This is a genomic window from Candidatus Baltobacteraceae bacterium (assembly GCA_036489885.1).
In the GTDB taxonomy this organism is placed as follows: Bacteria; Vulcanimicrobiota; Vulcanimicrobiia; order Vulcanimicrobiales; family Vulcanimicrobiaceae; genus JAFAMS01.
Window position 1 is genome coordinate 613,470 of sequence record DASXEW010000001.1, and the last position, 16,922, is coordinate 630,391.

Here is a 16,922-nt window from a genome sequence, read left to right on the forward strand (position 1 = left end):
ACTGCTCGTCGTCGGCGATGAACGCTGCAGCGCGCACCTAGAAGGGATAGCGCATCCCGAGTCACCCGCACGTTTGCTTACGCTACTCCGTCATCTCGAGCGAACCGGCCTCGCCGCGGATCGTCGTGAAGCCCGTGACGCCACGCGCGAAGAGCTCACGCTCGTGCATCCCGGGTCGTACGTCGATCTCGTTCACGACGAAATCGAGCGTCTGCACTCTTCGGTTCAGGCTGCGTATCTCTCGACCGGCGATACGATCATCGATCGTACCTCATGGAACGCTGCGGTGCGAGCCGCCGGCGCAACCCTGACTGCCCTGGACGCCGCAATCAATGAAAATCGTGCAGCGTTCGCCGTCGTGCGTCCACCGGGGCATCACGCCGAGCCGCGCCGGGGAATGGGTTTCTGTCTCTTCAACAATGCCGGCATCGCGGCTCGCGCCTTCGTTGCAAGGAGCGGCGGCCGCGCACTCGTCGTCGACTTCGATTATCACCACGGGAACGGGACGGAGGCGCTCGTGGGTGGCGGCGTCTCATACGTCTCGACGCACGCATCGCCGGCGTATCCCGGCACTGGTTCGGGCCGCGAAAACCGCGTCGATGAAAATGGAACGCTGATCGACTTTCCGCTGGGCTTGAGCTATAACACCGAAGGTTTCGCCGCGCTCTGGCAGGAGACGCTGCGCCGCTTGTGTGCTCGTATCAGACCCGACATGCTCGTAGTCAGCGCGGGATATGACTTTGCAGCGGGCGATCCGGTCGGCGACCTAGGCGTCGATATCGGCGTGTCGAGTGCGCTCGGCGCATGTTTCCGCGAGATCGCCGACGAGTTTTGCGAGGGCCGGGCGGTCTTCGTTCTCGAGGGTGGTTACGATCTGGGATTGCTGTGCTCGGGCGTCGAGCAAACGATTCGCGCGTACGATGCCGGCGCCTCAAAAATCGGCCAACCTTCGCAAGAAGCGATCCCGGCGCAGCAGCGCGACGCGCTTGCGCGCGCTTTGCAATGAAGTTTGTATCGCTCCTGGCGCGCATCATCGTGGGCGGGACGTTGCTCGCCGCGGGAGCTCTCAAGCTTGGTCACTTCGATGCGCTCGCGAGCACGATCGCGTCGTATCGGATCCCGTATATCGCGCCGGCGGTCATCGCGCCCGTCTCGGTTGCGATCCCGCTGATAGAAGTACTGCTGGGCGCCTACCTTCTGATCGGGCTCTACACGCGTCTCATCGGCGCTCTCGCGCTGTGCGAGTTCGCTATTTTTGCGGCTGCGGTCGCATCGGTCGTAATCCGCGGAATTCCGGCATCCTGCGGCTGCTTCGGTCCGGGAGATACGCGGCCGGCGTCTTGGGTCGAGGTTGCACGCGACATTGGCCTTGCATTACTGGCTGCACTGATCGTTTGGCGCGGTCCCGGGGTCCTCGCACTCGATGAGAGAATCCAAAATCAATAGCATGAAAGAATCGGGCATCTTGAAAGACACAACGGCGTTATTGCGAGGCCGGCGAAATAATGTTGGCATGAATGGAATGTTGATGGGCCGAGCGCAAATGGGGGGGCGCGGAGCCTGGGGCGGAGCGCCTTTAGAATGAGCAAGAGATCGATCATCGCGCCCGCGGAAGTGAACCGGCGGGCACAGCGCAACCGACTATTCTTGTACCTGACACTCGGATTGGTCATTCTGATCATCATCGCGGTCGTTGCGTTTTATTCGCGCGTTCCGGAGTCCGCGACGTCAGCTCCGATTCAATCGGGCATCAAGGTGGGCCAAGTCGCGCCTGAGTTCACCGTTGCGACGACCGACGGACCATTCGATCTCAAAACGGCAGAGGGCACCGGCAAACCGGTTCTTTTGGAGATCTTCGCGACCTGGTGTCCGCACTGTCAGCATGAGGTCCCTACGATCGACGCGCTCTACAAGAAGTACGGTAGTCAGGTCGATTTCGTCGGCGTCTCGGGAAGCCCGACGGGAATGGATGGACAGTCGCAGTCTTCACAACTGGACGTCGTCAATTTCCAGAAGACGTTCGGGGTCACGTATCCGATCGCGTACGATCCGCAGCTCGACGTCGCCGGCAAGTACATGCTCGACGGTTATCCGTCGATCATCCTTATCGACAAGAGCGGTAAGGTCGCGTGGCTCGCCAGCGGCGAGGTTAGCGATAAGACCCTGAAGACGGAAATCAATAAAGCACTAAAGTGATCGAGCACGGGCTCTTCTCACTGAACGGAGATCCCGACCCCACCGAAACACAGGACTGGCGAGAGGCAATCGAGTCGGTCATTCGTACGGGCGGGCCGGAGCGTGCTGCTTTCGTGCTTGGGCACGCGCTCGAACACGCAAGCCGTCTCGGCGTGCATTTGCGTTCTGGACGCACGCCGTACCGCAACACGATTCCGCCACGCCGCCAACCGCCTTATCCCGGCGATCTGCAGCTCGAAAGCCGCATCACCGGACTCATTCGATGGAATGCGCTTGCGATGGTGGTGCGTGCGAACCAACAGCATCCCGAGTTGGGCGGCCACATTGCAACGTATGCCTCGATCGCCGAGCTGTTCGAGACGGGCTTCAATCATTTCTTTCGCGCCGGACGCGAGGGCGATCTCGTCTTTTTCCAGCCGCATGCAGCGCCCGGGATTTATGCGCGTGCCTTTCTGGAAGGCCGCCTCACCGAAGAGAACCTCGAACATTTTCGCCGGGAGACGTCGGGCAAAGGGCTCTCGTCCTATTGTCACACGTTCTTGATGCCGCATTTCTGGCAATTTCCAAACGCATCGATGGGGCTCGGGCCGATCAATGCAATCTATCAAGCTCGCTTCATGCGGTATCTGCAAAATCGCGGACTCATCGATGCGGCAGATCGCCGCGTTTGGGCGTTCATCGGTGACGGAGAGATGGACGAGCCTGAAAGCCTCGGCGGACTCTCGATCGCCGCGCGTGAGGAGCTCGACAACCTCGTCTTCGTCATCAACTGCAACCTGCAACGTCTCGATGGTCCGGTACGCGGTAACGGCTCGATCGTGCAAGAGCTCGAGGGTCTGTTCAACGGATACGGTTGGAACGTGATCAAGCTTCTATGGGGATCGGATTGGGACCCGATCTTTGCGCGTGACAAGAACGACGTGCTGCTGCGGCGCTTCGAAGAAACCGTCGACGGTCAGATGCAGACGTACGCGGCGACCGATGCGCAGTTCAACCGCGAGCATTTCTTCAACAAATATCCGGAACTAGCTGAGCTGATCGACGATCTTTCGGATGAAAACGTCGAGAATCTCCAGCGCGGCGGACATGATCCCGTCAAAATCTTCGCTGCATACGACGCAGCAATCAAGACACGCGGACGTCCCACCGTTATCCTCGCGCAAACCAAGAAGGGGTTCGGCATGGGGCGCTGGGGCCAAGGAAAGATGACCGCCCATCAGCGCAAGAAACTCGAATACGAAGCGCTCGTCGAGTTTCGGGATCGATTCGATCTGCCGCTAAGCGAAACCGATCTTCGCGGGCTGCGTTTCTACCGTCCGGCCGATGATTCACCGGAGATGCAGTACCTGCACTCACGCCGCGAACAGCTGGGCGGATATCTTCCGGCGCGTGACTCATCGGCGCCGATCGTGACCGTACCGCAGCTCGAAACGCTCGACGCTCTCATCAACGGCAGTGGCGAACGCGAGTTCTCGACGACAATGGCCTTCGTGCAGCTCTTGCGCCAATTCTTGCGCGATCCCGAGGTCCGCGACCGGCTCGTGCCGATCGTCGCCGACGAAGCGCGCACATTCGGGATGGAAGCGCTCTTCCGGCAAATCGGGATCTACTCGCCCTTCGGACAGCTCTACGATCCCGAAGACAAAGACCAGCTCTCGTATTATAAGGAAGCCCGCGAAGGACAGATACTCGAGGAAGGGATCACGGAAGCCGGCGCGCTCTCGTCATGGATTGCAGCAGCGACGAGCTATGCAGTGCACGGCAAGGCGATGCTGCCGTACTACATCTTTTATTCGATGTTCGGTTTTCAACGTGTCGGCGACTTAATTTGGGCGGCTGCCGACTCACGCTCGCGCGGATTCCTGATCGGCGCGACCGCGGGCAGGACGACTCTCTCGGGCGAGGGTTTGCAACATCAGGACGGTAGCAGTCATTTGATCGCGTCGACTATTCCCACGTGCAAAGCCTACGATCCAGGCTTTGCGCATGAGCTTGCCGTGATCGTCCGCGACGGAATGCGCCGCATGCTCGAAGCGCAAGAAGACGTCTTCTATTACGTGACGGTCATGAACGAAAACTACGTACACCCTGCGCTTCCTCCGCAGAGCGAGCAAGGGATCTTGCGCGGAATGTATCTGCTCCGAGGAGCGGAGCGAGCAAAAGCACAGCTGCTTGCGAGCGGGACGATTCTGCGCCAAGCGCTGCTCGCAGCCGATCAATTGCAATGCGATGGTATACCGGTGAACGTCTGGAGCGTCACGAGCTGGACGGAACTACGCTGGGACGGGATAAGAAAGAGTGAAGAAGGTCGCGAGCAGCCTTGGATTACCGCGTCGCTCGCTTCAACGCGTGGACCAATTTTTGCAGCTAGCGATTACGTTAGCGCGCTTCCGGACCTCGTGCGATCCTGGATTCCAGCTGGGAAAAAATTTGTGACGCTCGGCACAGATGGCTTCGGTATGAGCGACACTCGCGCAGCGCTGCGCGATCATTTCGGCGTTAGCGCAAATGCAATTGCACAACGCGTTCGTTCAGAGTTTATTCATTCAAGCGTGATATAATAACGTACGAAAGAAAGTTATCGTATGTACTCTTAGTCGAGTCATTACGGTTACGTCTTTGTAATACACGCATCCGTGGCAGGGTGTCAGGAGGTCCTGATCACACGCTACACTTGGATTTGTTAGGGTTAAGGGGTCGCAGCCTTGACAGCAATCCAATCGAAAACTCTCAATTCCCACGTCGATGCCCTTGCGTTCGAGTTGGACGATCTTTGCATCGCCATCTCTACGCAACCGGTTGTTGAGATTCTGCGTGCCGTAGCGTACCGTCCGATCGCAGGACAGCCGCCATTCGTCCCCGGTGTGATCGATGTGCGCGGAGTTGTCATTCCGCTGATGGACATGCGCGCGCGTTTCGGTCGTCCCGTACAACCGCTTTCACCCGAACATCGCTTTATTCTCGTGCAGACGCACAGCCGTCCGATCGCGATGTGGGTCGATGGTGTTATCGGTATCCTGACATACGATCCGAATTCGTTGATTGGTTCGGAAGGATTGCTTGTCGGAACGCGCAGCTTTGAGGGAATCCTTCGGACGCCCGAGGGGCTTGTCGTGATTCACGATCCCGAAGCGTTCATCAGCGAGTCGGAGCTCGATGCGGTTTCGGAAGCGAGTTTGACAACGTGACCTGGAGCACAGCGGCTTTCGCCGACATTGCTTCGCTCCTTACAGAGCGGAGCGGTTTGTCGTTCCCTCCGGCGCGACGCGCCTTTGCGGAAGCCGGCATTGCGCGCGCAATGACGCGAGCGCGCGCGAAAGACCCGATGGTATACCTGAATCGCGTGTACAACGATCTTGACGCTTTCGAGACGTTGCTGAGCGAGATTACCGTTGGAGAGACGTACTTCTATCGCGATCCAAAGCAGTTTGAATTTATCAAAGAGGCTGTGCTTCCGGCATTCAGTCGCTCGATTCGTGTTTGGTCCGCGGGCTGCGCGACCGGTGAAGAAGCGTATTCGCTTGCAATCGCTTTGGAACAGTGCGGTCTCGAATCGCGTTCGCAAGTTCTCGGTTCCGATATCTCAACGGTTGCAATTGCTACGGCTCGTGAAGGCGTCTACGGTGATTGGTCGTTTCGCGAGATCGACTCGATGTGGCGTGCACGATACTTTTCGCGCGCTGCCAAAAACCGTTGGAAGATTGCGCCCCGTATTGCGTCACGCGTCACGTTCGAATCGCGCAATCTGGCGAGTGCGATGACGGCCGAGGGATTCGACGTGATCTTGTGCCGCAACGTCTTGATGTACCTCGAATCCGATGTCGTCGCGCGCGTCACATCTCTTCTTACGTCGGCGTTGCGTGAAGGCGGGTGGCTGTTCACGTCACCGTCCGATCCGATCATCTCGGATGCGAACATCGAGATTGTTACGACGCCGTCGGGACTTGCGTACCGGCGTGGAGCTGCGCAGGTTTTGTTTTCGATTGGAGCGCCTCGTCATGATGACATTTCCCTCGACGGACGTTCGTATCGGGAAACGTCATCACGCCCAGCCGCTCCAATCGCCGCACCAGTCATAGCCATCGTTGATGAAACACTTGATCCGCAACGGTATGTAAGGGAAGCGATGGAGCTTCTCGACGAGGATCGGGCCGGAGAAGCTGCGATTGCGGCGCGGCGTGCGATCTTTTTGGATCGGACGGGTGCGTTCGCGCATTTGTTGTTGGGCCGGGCGCTTCGTTTAGGTGGGCGCACGGTCGCGGCGCGCAGGGCGCTCGGCCGCGCGCACCGGCTCAGCGAGGACGGGGACGGTATTGGGGCGTCGGTCCAGGCGGAGCTGTCGCTGCTTCGGACGCGTCCTTCCAGGATTGGAGCAGGCGTATGAGTGCACAAGAGGTTCTCATTCGGCGTGCGGAGCGGCTCTCGCAGTCGGCGGCTCTCCGCGAACCGACCCGTTTGGTCGAGCTCCTCTGCTTTCAGATTGGCGGCGAGCGGTACGCGATCGAGACGCGCTTCACGTTCAGCGTATTGCAGCGGGCGAGGCCCGCAGCACTGCCGGGATCTCCCGCGCACTTTCTCGGTATACTCGGTGTCCAAGGTGACATCGTCCCGGCAATCGATCTCGCCCGGATCTGGGGTACCCAGCCGGTTCGGTCCGAGGCCCTGTCGGCCGTGATTCTTGGTGTCGACGAGCCGGAGTTTGCTATCGTTGCCGACAGCCTTGATGAGCTCGTCCGCTTCCCCGAATCGGAAATTGCCGCGGCGCCTGCGCTCGAGGACCATCACGAGTTCGTAGCGCGCCTGTTTCGCGAGATGTTGCTTTTGGACGGCAAGGCGCTACTGCAGGACGGCCGCTTTGCGATTCGCTCTTCGGCCGAAGAAAGGGACACCTAATGCGCCGCTGGAGTATCGCGCGTAAGCTAGCTCTCGTTTTTGCGCTCGGGCCGCTAGCGATCGTGGCGCTGGCTCTTCTGGGCTACGCGAGTACCCAAAACTTGCTTATCGCAAGAGGGTGGGTGCTGCACACCTACGACGTGCGCTATTCGATCGCATCGATGGAGATACAGGCAACCAAGTCCCTCGCCGATGAGCGCGCGTATCTCCTATCGGGGCGCCAGAGTGTCGCAGAAGCGTACCTCAATGACGTCGCGGCATTTCACGCATCGCTCGGAACTTTTACGCGTCTTAGTGTGGACAATCCGCGCCAGCAAGAGCGAGCGCGCATGCTGCGCGATACATTCGATGCAGAGCAACGCGTTCGAGCGCAAGCAATGGCCGTGCGCCGCGCGAAAGGTCTCGCGGGATTACTGAAGACCGTCACACCCGGTCTTGCCAACGATCTGAGCGCGCGTGTTCAAAGGACACTGCAGGAGGCCGACGACGAAGAAAACCGGCTGCAAGCTGAACGTGACGTCGACGCGCAAAACGCGACCAATTTGACGCTCAACGCGATCGCTTTTGGTGGAGCTGCAGCAATTCTGGTGCTCATCGTCATCGGGTTTATCGCGATTCGTAATCTAAGCGCGCCGATCGAGGAGGCCATCGCAACACTTTCAGCGGCGACGGCGGAGATCGTCGCCGGGACGACCCAACAGGCAGCTGGCGTGCAAGAGCAGGCCGCAGCCGTTGCGCAGACGGTCGCCACCGTCGAAGAAATCACGCAAACCGCAGAACAATCGAACGAGCGCGCCAAAGCAGTCGTTGATTCTTCGCGACGTGCTACCGATGGCGGCGCGGTCGGGCGGCGTTCGGTCGAGAGCACGATCGTCGTGATGGGCGACATAAAAACGCGCACGGAGTCGATCGCAAAAAGCATCTTGGCGCTCGCCGAACAGGCGCAGGCGATCGGCGAGATCATCGCGGTCGTCAACGATCTTGCCGAGCAAACAAATATTCTGGCGCTCAATGCTTCGATCGAAGCGACGCGTGCCGGTGACCAGGGCAAAGGCTTCAGCGTCGTCGCTGCAGAGATCAAAGCACTCGCCGATCAATCGAAGAAGGCGACCGTACAAGTTCGCCAGATTCTTGCCGAGATTCAGAAGTCGACGAATGCTGCCGTCATGGCGACGGAACAAGGTACGAAGAGTGTCGACGAAGCGATGCGAATCGTCAACGAAGCCGACGAAGCAATTCGGCTGCTCGTCGACACGATCGTCGAAGCGGCTCAAGCCTCGACCTCGATCAGCACCTCCGTCGGCCAGCAAGTCGTCGGAATGTCGCAGATCCAGTCGGCGATGCGTAACATCGACCAAGCGACGTCGCAGAATCTCGCATCGACGCAACAATCGGAACAAGCTGCCCGAAATCTCGAGGGCATAGGTTCTCGCTTGCGGCTGCTGCTGCGCGGCGCAAACGGAGTCGCCGGATGACGACTATCTCGGAGCGCTTGCTGACAACGTTCTTGGGCGAGCTCCAAGAGCGTTTGGGCGCGTTCGAGCAAGATCTCTTGGCGCTCGAGGGCGTCACGAGCGATGGTGAGCGCCACGAGCTCGTCAACGCTCTTTTCCGGGAAGCGCATAGCTTGAAGGGTGCGGCAAACGCCGTCGGTCTCGCCGACATTGCCGACGTCTGTCATCGCGCCGAGGACCTCCTCGCGACTTGTCGCGACCAGCCCGCGGCGCTCGACCAGAAATCGGTCGAGACGCTGTTCGGCGTCGTCGACTCACTTCGTGCACGAGCGGATCGATTGCGCGCTCCGCCTAGCACGCCGGCGCCGGCGCCGGTTGCAGTAACGGGAACCACGGCCGCGACACCGGTGGTCCCTACTGCACCGGCACCGGTGCCCGTTCACGACACGACCTTGCGGGTCGCGTCGGATAAACTTGATGTGCTCCTGCAACATACCGGCGAGCTCCTCGTTGCGCTTACAACCGGGGCCGACCGGGCGTTCCTGGAGCGCGCGGCGCGGCGCGTCGACGAGGAAGTCCGCAACATCCGGATGCTCCCGTTTTCGCTCGCCTGCGAGGGTCTCGAGCGAATCGTACGCGATTGCGCCGCGAGCGAAGGCAAGAAGTGCCGCCTGCACATCGTCGGCGGCGGGATCGAGCTCGACCGCGCGATTCTCGACGGGCTGCGTGATCCGCTCCAGCATCTCGTGCGCAACGCCATAATCCACGGAATCGAGCCGCCGGCTCAGCGCGCGGGGGCGGGTAAGGCGGCGGATGGCTCGATCACGGTCTACGCCGCTTTGCACGGCGGCGGCGTGGAAGTGACGGTTTCCGACGACGGCAATGGCCTCGATCTGGCTGCGATTCGAACGCGTGCGGAAGAACGTGGTTACACGATCAGCGATCTCGACGTCGGAGGCGCGATATTCTTGCCGGGCGTCTCGACTGCGCGCGGACTCACGAAAGAGGCTGGGCGCGGCGTCGGGATGGATGCCGTTCGTTCATCGATCGACGACCTGCGCGGAACGATAACCGTGCACTCGGACTCCGGTGCCGGAGCACGTTTCGTGATGATGGTCCCGCTCACGCTTACGACCGTGCGCGCCGTCGTCTTTGAAGTTGCGGGAAACACGCTGGCGATCGAGTCGTCGGCGGTCGAACGTTTTGTCCGCGTGCGTCCGGAGGAGATCGTATCGGTCGAAGGGCGTCCGCGGATCATCCGCGAGGGCTCTGCAACGTCGCTCGTCGATTGCGCAAGCATCTTGCATCTCAACGACGAGATGCGTTCTCCGAACGACGCGCGTTACGTCATTTTTATCAAAGACACGCTGGGGCGCGTTGCGCTGGCAGTGGACGATCTGATCGAGGAACGCGAAGTCGTCGTTCGTCCGTTCGGACCACGCCTGGGCGGGATACGTAGCGCAATCGGCGCGACGATTCTTGCGGACGGTTCTACCGCGGTCATTTTGCGAGGCGGCTACATCGTGCAACAGGCCCACGAGCGCGGCCGCTCCTCTGCAAGTGCAAACGGCGAAGCGCGGGCCGGGCGAAAGCGTGTGTTACTCGTCGAAGATTCGATCACGACTCGAACGCTCGAACGCAGCATTTTGGAAGCCGCGGGTTACGACGTTGCAACGGCTGGCGACGGAGAAGAAGCGTGGTCGGTGTTGCAAGACGTCCCGGTCGACCTGGTCGTCACCGACGTCGACATGCCGCGTCTGGATGGCTTTGGACTGACGCAGCGGATTCGCGGCTCGCAACATCTCAGCGATCTTCCCGTGGTTTTGGTTACGGCGCGCGGGACCGATGAAGACAAGCGGCGTGGCGTCGACGCGGGCGCGGATGCTTATGTCACCAAAGGCAATTTCGACCAAGGTGCGCTGCTGCAGACGTTGGCGGAGCTCTTATGAAACACGCTGTCGTCGCAGTCGGCGCGTCGGCGGGAGGACCGGCGGCACTGCACCAGATTCTTTCAAAGCTCGATCGAAACTTCTCACTACCGATCGTCGTCACGCAGCACATCACTCCTGGTTTCGTGGATGGCATGGTTCGATGGCTCGACGATGCAAGCGACTTGAAAGTCAAGGTAGCGGAACACGGTGAGCCGCTGCGCGAAGGCGTTGTTTACGTTGCAGCCGACGAGCATCATCTGACTATTGCTGCGGACCGAACGATCGCGCTTTCCGACGAGCCGCTGGTGGCCGGGCACCGGCCTTCGGCGACGATGCTGTTCAAGTCGGTTGCAAGGACGTATGGCGCGAGCGTGCTCGCGATAATACTTACTGGGATGGGTAAAGACGGTGTTGACGGGCTAGCGGCCATACGAAACGCCGGCGGTACCGTCATTGCGCAAGACGAGAAAAGCAGCGCGGTCTTTGGTATGCCCAAAGCCGCAATCGAGGCAGGATGCACCGACGAAATCATTTCTCTGGACGGGATCATCGCACGTATTTGGGCAGCGGGTCGTCCAAACGGAGTTCAAGGGGGTAACCATGGCACGATTACTAGTCGTTGAGGACAGCGCGACGCAGGCCGAGCAACTTCGCTCGATCCTCGAAGCGGAAGGTTGGGAGGTCGTCGTTGCAAGCGATGGTCTCGCAGCCCTTGACATCCTTAAAGAAGATGCCATCGACCTCGTCATCTCCGACATCGTCATGCCCAAAATGTCCGGCTACGAGCTTTGCAGCAAAGTCAAAGCCGCCGAAGCAACGCGCGACGTTCCCGTCATGCTCGTCTCGTCGCTCAGCGAAGCCATGGACGTCATCCGCGGTCTCGAGGCCGGTGCCGACAACTTTCTGACCAAACCGTACGACGAACACCATCTCGTCGGTCGCGTGCGCGCGATTCTGGACAATCGTGCGGTCCGCTTAGGCCGTAAACTGTCGGTCGGCATCGAGGTCGTTTTCCTCGGAAAGCGCTTCACGATCACGTCGGAAAAAGAGCAGATCCTCGATTTGCTCATGTCGACGTTCGAGGATACGGTTCGTGCAAATCGCGAGCTGCAAAAGCATCGCTCCGAGCTGGCGGCTGCGAAAGAAAAGCTCGAAGAATATGCGCTGTTACTCGAAAGCCGCGTCCATGTCTCGGAAGAGAAGTACGCGACGCTGTTGGAAAACGCGAGCAGCGGAATCTTGCTCTGCGACAAAGAGGGCGTGATCCGCGAGGCCAACCGCGAAGCCGGCAAGATCGCGGGACGTCCGCACAACAAGCTCGTCGGAGCGAAGCTCGTCGACTTGGCGCCTCATCTGATGGGCGATGACAATGCGACATGGAAACAGCTGCTCCACGACGGAAGCGGACATCTGCACACGGTTGCGGTCCGGCGCGACGACGGATCGCGGCTTTGGATCGACATCACGGCTTCGCTGATCACAATCGATGACGTCGAGTGCGTCCAGGTCATCTGGCACGACGTCACCGAGCGCAAGATGCTCGAGGACCGCTTACGCCGCTCGCAGCGCATGCGCTACGCGTTGCTCTCCGAGAATACGCGCGAGCTGATTCTCTTCATCGACAACGACACGCATCAGATCGTCGAGGCGAACGCGGCCGCGGTCGAAGTGTACGGCTACACGCGCGACGAGCTGCTCACGATGAACATCGAACAGATCCGAGCGCCCGAAGTGCACGAGCAGATCCAAGCGCTCTTCCCACGTGTTCCGGAGGGGTTCACGGCCGAAACGATTGCGCTACGCAAAGACGGTTCGACGTTTCCGATCGAGATCTACGTTCGGGCCGGCGAAGTCGACGGGCGGAGCGTTAGCCTTTCGGTCGGCCGCGATATCACGGAACGTCGCGAAAACATGCGCGATCTCCGTACTGCGCTCGAACAAGCACTGCAAGCGAACAAGCTCAAGTCCGAGTTCGTCGCGACGGTCAGCCACGAAATCCGCACGCCGCTCAACGGCATCGTCGGAATGTCGGAGCTGTTGCAGCGCACGAACCTCGATGCGGATCAGTCCGAATCCGCGCGAACGATTCACGAATCGTCGCTCGCACTCCTCAAGATCATCAACGACATCCTCGATTTCTCGAAGCTGGAATCGGGCCGCGCGCAGCTCGAGCTGGTCGAATTCGAGCTGGAGCCGGTCGTCAACAGCGTCGTCGAGCTGATCGGACGCGCGATCAAGCGCGAGTCGCTGACGCTCATGACCTACGTCGCGCCAGGCGTCCCCGGCTCGTTCCGTGGCGATCCCGGCCGTTTGCGTCAAGTGCTCATGAACCTCGTCGGCAATGCCGTCAAGTTCACGGAATCGGGGCACATCTTGCTCTCCGTGCAATTGGGCGAGAAGCTCGCCGACGGGCGCGCAATGCTGCGCGTCAGCGTCGCGGATACCGGCATCGGTATGGACGAGGAAACACAGCGGAAGCTGTTCACGCCGTTCGTGCAAGGCGACGCGTCGACCACGCGCAAGTTCGGCGGAACGGGCCTAGGTCTCTCGATCTGCAAAGCCTACGTCGAGCTGATGAATGGCGACATTCATCTCGAGAGCGCGCCGGGTGAAGGGACGACCGTCACGTTCACGGTGATGTTGGAAGTCGCATCGGAACGCCGCAACCGTCCGCATCCGGGAATACTCGCCGGGCTGCGCCTCATGGTCATCGATGAAGACGAAGACACGCGCATTATGCTCAAGCGCTATGCGGAAGACTGGGATATGAAGGTCGTCGAGACGTCGGAGGGCCGGTCGGCGCTGGATACGTTGCGGAAATCTGCGCGCGATCTCGAGCCCTTCGACGTTGCGATCGTCGGCTCGCTCAAAGGTTCGATCAACGAGCTCGGTTTGGGCTATGAGATCAAGCGCGACGCGGACATCGCGGCGACCCGTCTCATGATGCTGACGTTCAACGACGTCGAGGAACCTTCAAAGGGCGTGAAAGCCTACGGCTTCGAGACGTATCTGACGAAGCCGCTCGTGCAATCACACGTCTACGACCGGCTAATAACGATGTTCGCGAAGAAAAGCGGCAACAGCGAGCCGGTTCCGACGCAGAAGGACACAGGCGAAATCGTGCCGCTCGAAACCCCGTTGCGAGTTCTCGTCGCCGAAGACAACGCGCTCAACCGGCGCGTTGCCGAGAGGCAGCTCGCGATGCTCGGCTGTCAGGTTGCGATGGTCGAGAACGGTAGCGAAGTGCTTGCAATTCTCGAGAAAGAGATGTTCGACGTCGTTCTGATGGATTGCAATATGCCGGTGATGGACGGCTTCGAGGCGACGCGCGCCCTTCGCGAGCTCGAGCATGCAGGCATTCGCTCACGCAGCCTCATCGTCGCAATGACGGCGAATGCAACACAAGAAGATCGCGATCGATGCTTGGCAGCCGGAATGGACGATTACGTCTCGAAACCGATCCTGATGGCTCCACTGCGTGAGGCTCTCATCCGTGCGACCTCGACGCTGACGCCTGCAGGAGGCGCACGTATCGAGTAAACCCACCGTCGTCATAGGGGGCGGAGCTGCGGGTCTTGCCGCGGCACGCTTGATTTCGCGCGCCGGCGGTTCTGCAATCCTACTGGAGGCACGTGATCGGCTCGGCGGCAGAGCCTATACGCGCTCGCTACCCGGTCTCGCAGCGGCGGCTGAGCTTGGCGCAGAATACATTCACGGCAGCCCACAGATAACGCTCGATCTCTTGCATGACGCCGGGACGACGAACATCGAGGTTGCCGACGGAAACTTCGAACGCGTCGGCGGCGAATTCGTCCGCGGCGCCGATCGATTTGAACTTGCATACCGGGTCGTCGAACGAGCCGGCAATCTGCAGCGCGATCTCAGCGTCGACGATTTCTTGCGCGAGATCGAGAACGAGCACGATCTCGACGAAGCTGCGCGCTGGTTCCGCGTCCTCGTCGAAGGTTACGATGCCGCGGATCCGGCACGCGCGAGCCTCAAAGAGATCATCGCCGAGTGGAACGGTCCCACATTAACCGGCTCGACGCGCCCGCTTGGCGGCTATGGGCCGCTCATCGACACGCTGGTGCGCTCGTTCGATCCGGCTCGAATCGACATTCGTCTTCAAAGCATCGTGGAAGAGATTGCGTGGAAACCCGGAGCCGTCGTCGTTTCCGGCCAGACGCACGGCGAGCGGTTTTCGATCGAAGGAGCGGTCGCAATCGTCACCGTGCCGATCAAGGTGCTTTCGGAAATCCGCTTCTCGCCGCCGCTGGACGCTGAAAAAACCGTTGCTTTGGGTGCGATCGCGATGGGCAGCGTGGTGAAGGTCCTCTTGCATTTTCGTTCTGCATGGTGGGAAGAGCTCGACGAGCGAATCGGCGCTGGCGCATTCTTTCACAACTTCGCGACGGATTTTCCGACGTTTTGGACACAGCTGCCTTTACATGTCCCACTATTGACCGCGTGGGCGGGCGGGCCAAGAGCCGAGCGGCTCGAGGGACTCGGCGAGGACGAAATCGTGCATCGCGCCATCACGTCGCTCGAGACGACGTTCGCCCTACGCTCCGCCGACATGCATTTGGAATCTGCGCTTGCGCACGACTGGGGCGCCGATCCGTTCGCTCGCGGCGCCTACAGCTACGTGCTCGTCGGCGGTAGCGGCGCACGTGAGAAGCTCTCCAAGCCGATTGCCTCGACGCTGTTCTTTGCGGGTGAGGCGACCTCGCCCGATGCATCGGGCACAGTCTCCGGCGCTCTTGAAAGCGGCGAGCGCGCTGCGCGAGACGCACTCGCCGCACGATAGCGCTCCGATGCTCAGGAGGCGGACTTCTCCACAGGGCACTTGAAATGGCCCTTAAGGCACTCGGCACGGGTTGTGACGGGGGCTCCATGGGTGTTTGTTAATGTCAACGGTCGCAAGCGAATCTCCCGAAAGGCTGCCGCGAAAGGTTCAAGACCCAAGCCGGCTCTTGCGCGAGCTAGAGGCGCGTTTCCGCAGTTCGACGGATCCGCATGAGCGCGCCATGCTTGCGGACGCGATCGTTCCCGAGTATGTCTCGATTGGCGACGCAGCTCGAGCGGCGGAAGTCATCGATTCCATCCCTGACGTCGATGATCCGGACCTTGCCGCGCGGCTCACGGCACTGCGCGCGATCGTCGAGGCAATGCACGGCAACGATCCCGAGAAAATTCTGGTCGATGTTGTATCAAAGAAGTCGTTGGCGTCCGCAACAAGCGCAGTTGTCCAACATCGAGCCGGATTGGCATATTTTTATGCCCGCCGACCACATGCCGCCGAAAATCACGCATTGCAAGCCCTGTGGTTTGCGGATGCTGACGGGCAGCGGCGGCTTGCCGCACGCGCCGCGAGTGTTCTTTACGCGGTGCACTATCATCTGACCGGCGACATGAAGGCCGCTCGATACTACGCCGAGGTCGCAGCCGTAGAGGCGACGGCAGCGGGCGAAGCCGTCATCCGACGGTTGTTTCTGATCGCGCAACTCGATCTCGCTGTTTGCTTTGGTGAATGGGATCGTGCGCGTTCCCTTCTTGAACTATTGCGACGAGACAAGTGGTACGACACGTATTCGGGAGGACAAGCTGCTCAGGTTGGATTGATTATGATCTTGGGTCATTCGGGAGATTTCGCAACGATGAAGGGAGCCGTTGACTCGTTCCTTGAGGCTGCGCGCTCTAAGGCCGACTACAGTCTAGCCTATGCGTTGTCGGCGCTCGCGCTTGCCGGCTCGGGAATCGATGATGAAGCGGCCAGGCTAGCGCGTCGTGCTATCAGCATGAGCCGCGAAGGCGGCGTTCCGGAAAACGCCGGTGACTCGATACGTCGGCGACTCGCTTCTGTGATCGGAGCTTTTGTCTGCATCCTGGTCGGTGACGTTCACCGTGGAACTCGCGCTCTAGAAGCTCGAACTAAGTTGCCGGGAGGCAGTGGCGCTCTGGCGCGAGCGCTCTTTGCATCGATCCGAGGCCATCAAGTCGAGATGGCCGACCCTATGCTCCAAAACGTGCGCGGTCTCGTGGAACTGCTCACGGGCGTGAAGCGAGTCCGTCTCGATCGTGTCCAGCGAATTCCTGAGCGAGCTCGAGCTTTGACGCATACGGAGTTGACGCTCCTTCGCGCGACCGCAACGGGCAAAACCAACGGTGAGATCGCGAAGGAACGAGGGGTGACCCGGAACGCTGTGGAGCGCCGGTTGATGAGCGCGTATGAAAAGCTCGGTGTTCGGAATCGCACTGAAGCGATCGCGAAGTTAGCTGAAATCTAACCTGGGCGTGGCTTCGCGCCACACGGTCAGTATCTCCTGATCACGCGACTTTTCACGCGATGACATCATGGCCTCAGAGCTCTTGCTTGTGAGGTACATGAAATGGTCGCTCTCATCGGGTTTTACAGTGTTTTCCACGTGATCTTTTCAGTTGTCGGGCA

Annotated in this window: 13 protein-coding genes; all 13 read left to right on the top strand. The window is 60.1% G+C overall.

Features of this window, described 5'->3' with window-relative positions; all coding sequences use genetic code 11:
* Window positions 1–46: 46 nt before the first annotated feature.
* The 13 genes from VGG22_02940 to VGG22_03000 all read left to right on the top strand — a co-directional run bounded on the left by VGG22_02940 (window position 47) and on the right by VGG22_03000 (window position 16,761).
* Window positions 47–1,006, top strand: coding sequence for a histone deacetylase (locus VGG22_02940; GenBank protein ID HEY1727319.1), 960 nt, complete (start codon window positions 47–49; stop codon window positions 1,004–1,006).
* The gene (locus VGG22_02945; protein HEY1727320.1) at window positions 1,003–1,446 is read left to right on the top strand and encodes a MauE/DoxX family redox-associated membrane protein; all 444 of its coding nucleotides are present in this window, start codon (window positions 1,003–1,005) and stop codon (window positions 1,444–1,446) included. The genes VGG22_02940 and VGG22_02945 overlap by 4 nt, the downstream gene beginning before the upstream one ends.
* 135 nt (window positions 1,447–1,581) lie before the next feature.
* Window positions 1,582–2,196 carry a TlpA disulfide reductase family protein gene (locus VGG22_02950; GenBank protein ID HEY1727321.1) on the top strand — a complete coding sequence of 205 codons (615 nt, stop codon included), beginning with the start codon at window positions 1,582–1,584 and terminating at the stop codon, window positions 2,194–2,196.
* Window positions 2,193–4,757: a pyruvate dehydrogenase (acetyl-transferring), homodimeric type gene (gene aceE / locus VGG22_02955; GenBank protein ID HEY1727322.1), complete on the top strand. Its 2,565-nt coding sequence runs from the start codon at window positions 2,193–2,195 to the stop codon at window positions 4,755–4,757. Before VGG22_02950 ends, aceE begins: the two co-directional genes overlap by 4 nt.
* A gap of 144 nt (window positions 4,758–4,901) precedes the next feature.
* Window positions 4,902–5,384 (top strand): chemotaxis protein CheW, encoded by a 483-nt coding sequence (locus tag VGG22_02960; GenBank protein ID HEY1727323.1) that lies wholly within the window; start codon window positions 4,902–4,904, stop codon window positions 5,382–5,384.
* Entirely contained in the window at window positions 5,381–6,580 is a 1,200-nt protein-coding gene (locus VGG22_02965; protein HEY1727324.1) for a protein-glutamate O-methyltransferase CheR, read from the top strand. Before VGG22_02960 ends, VGG22_02965 begins: the two co-directional genes overlap by 4 nt.
* Window positions 6,577–7,089 carry a chemotaxis protein CheW gene (locus VGG22_02970; protein ID HEY1727325.1) on the top strand — a complete coding sequence of 171 codons (513 nt, stop codon included), beginning with the start codon at window positions 6,577–6,579 and terminating at the stop codon, window positions 7,087–7,089. Before VGG22_02965 ends, VGG22_02970 begins: the two co-directional genes overlap by 4 nt.
* A complete protein-coding gene (locus VGG22_02975) occupies window positions 7,089–8,564 on the top strand; it encodes a methyl-accepting chemotaxis protein (protein HEY1727326.1) in 1,476 nt (491 codons plus the stop codon). Before VGG22_02970 ends, VGG22_02975 begins: the two co-directional genes overlap by 1 nt.
* Window positions 8,561–10,492: a response regulator gene (locus VGG22_02980; protein ID HEY1727327.1), complete on the top strand. Its 1,932-nt coding sequence runs from the start codon at window positions 8,561–8,563 to the stop codon at window positions 10,490–10,492. Before VGG22_02975 ends, VGG22_02980 begins: the two co-directional genes overlap by 4 nt.
* A complete protein-coding gene (locus tag VGG22_02985) occupies window positions 10,489–11,097 on the top strand; it encodes a CheB methylesterase domain-containing protein (GenBank protein HEY1727328.1) in 609 nt (202 codons plus the stop codon). Before VGG22_02980 ends, VGG22_02985 begins: the two co-directional genes overlap by 4 nt.
* Entirely contained in the window at window positions 11,075–14,014 is a 2,940-nt protein-coding gene (locus VGG22_02990) for a response regulator (protein ID HEY1727329.1), read from the top strand. Before VGG22_02985 ends, VGG22_02990 begins: the two co-directional genes overlap by 23 nt.
* Window positions 14,015–14,027: 13 nt before the next feature.
* Window positions 14,028–15,281 (top strand): NAD(P)/FAD-dependent oxidoreductase, encoded by a 1,254-nt coding sequence (locus VGG22_02995; protein ID HEY1727330.1) that lies wholly within the window; start codon window positions 14,028–14,030, stop codon window positions 15,279–15,281.
* A gap of 220 nt (window positions 15,282–15,501) precedes the next feature.
* Window positions 15,502–16,761: a helix-turn-helix transcriptional regulator gene (locus VGG22_03000; GenBank protein ID HEY1727331.1), complete on the top strand. Its 1,260-nt coding sequence runs from the start codon at window positions 15,502–15,504 to the stop codon at window positions 16,759–16,761.
* Window positions 16,762–16,922 lie beyond the last annotated feature (161 nt).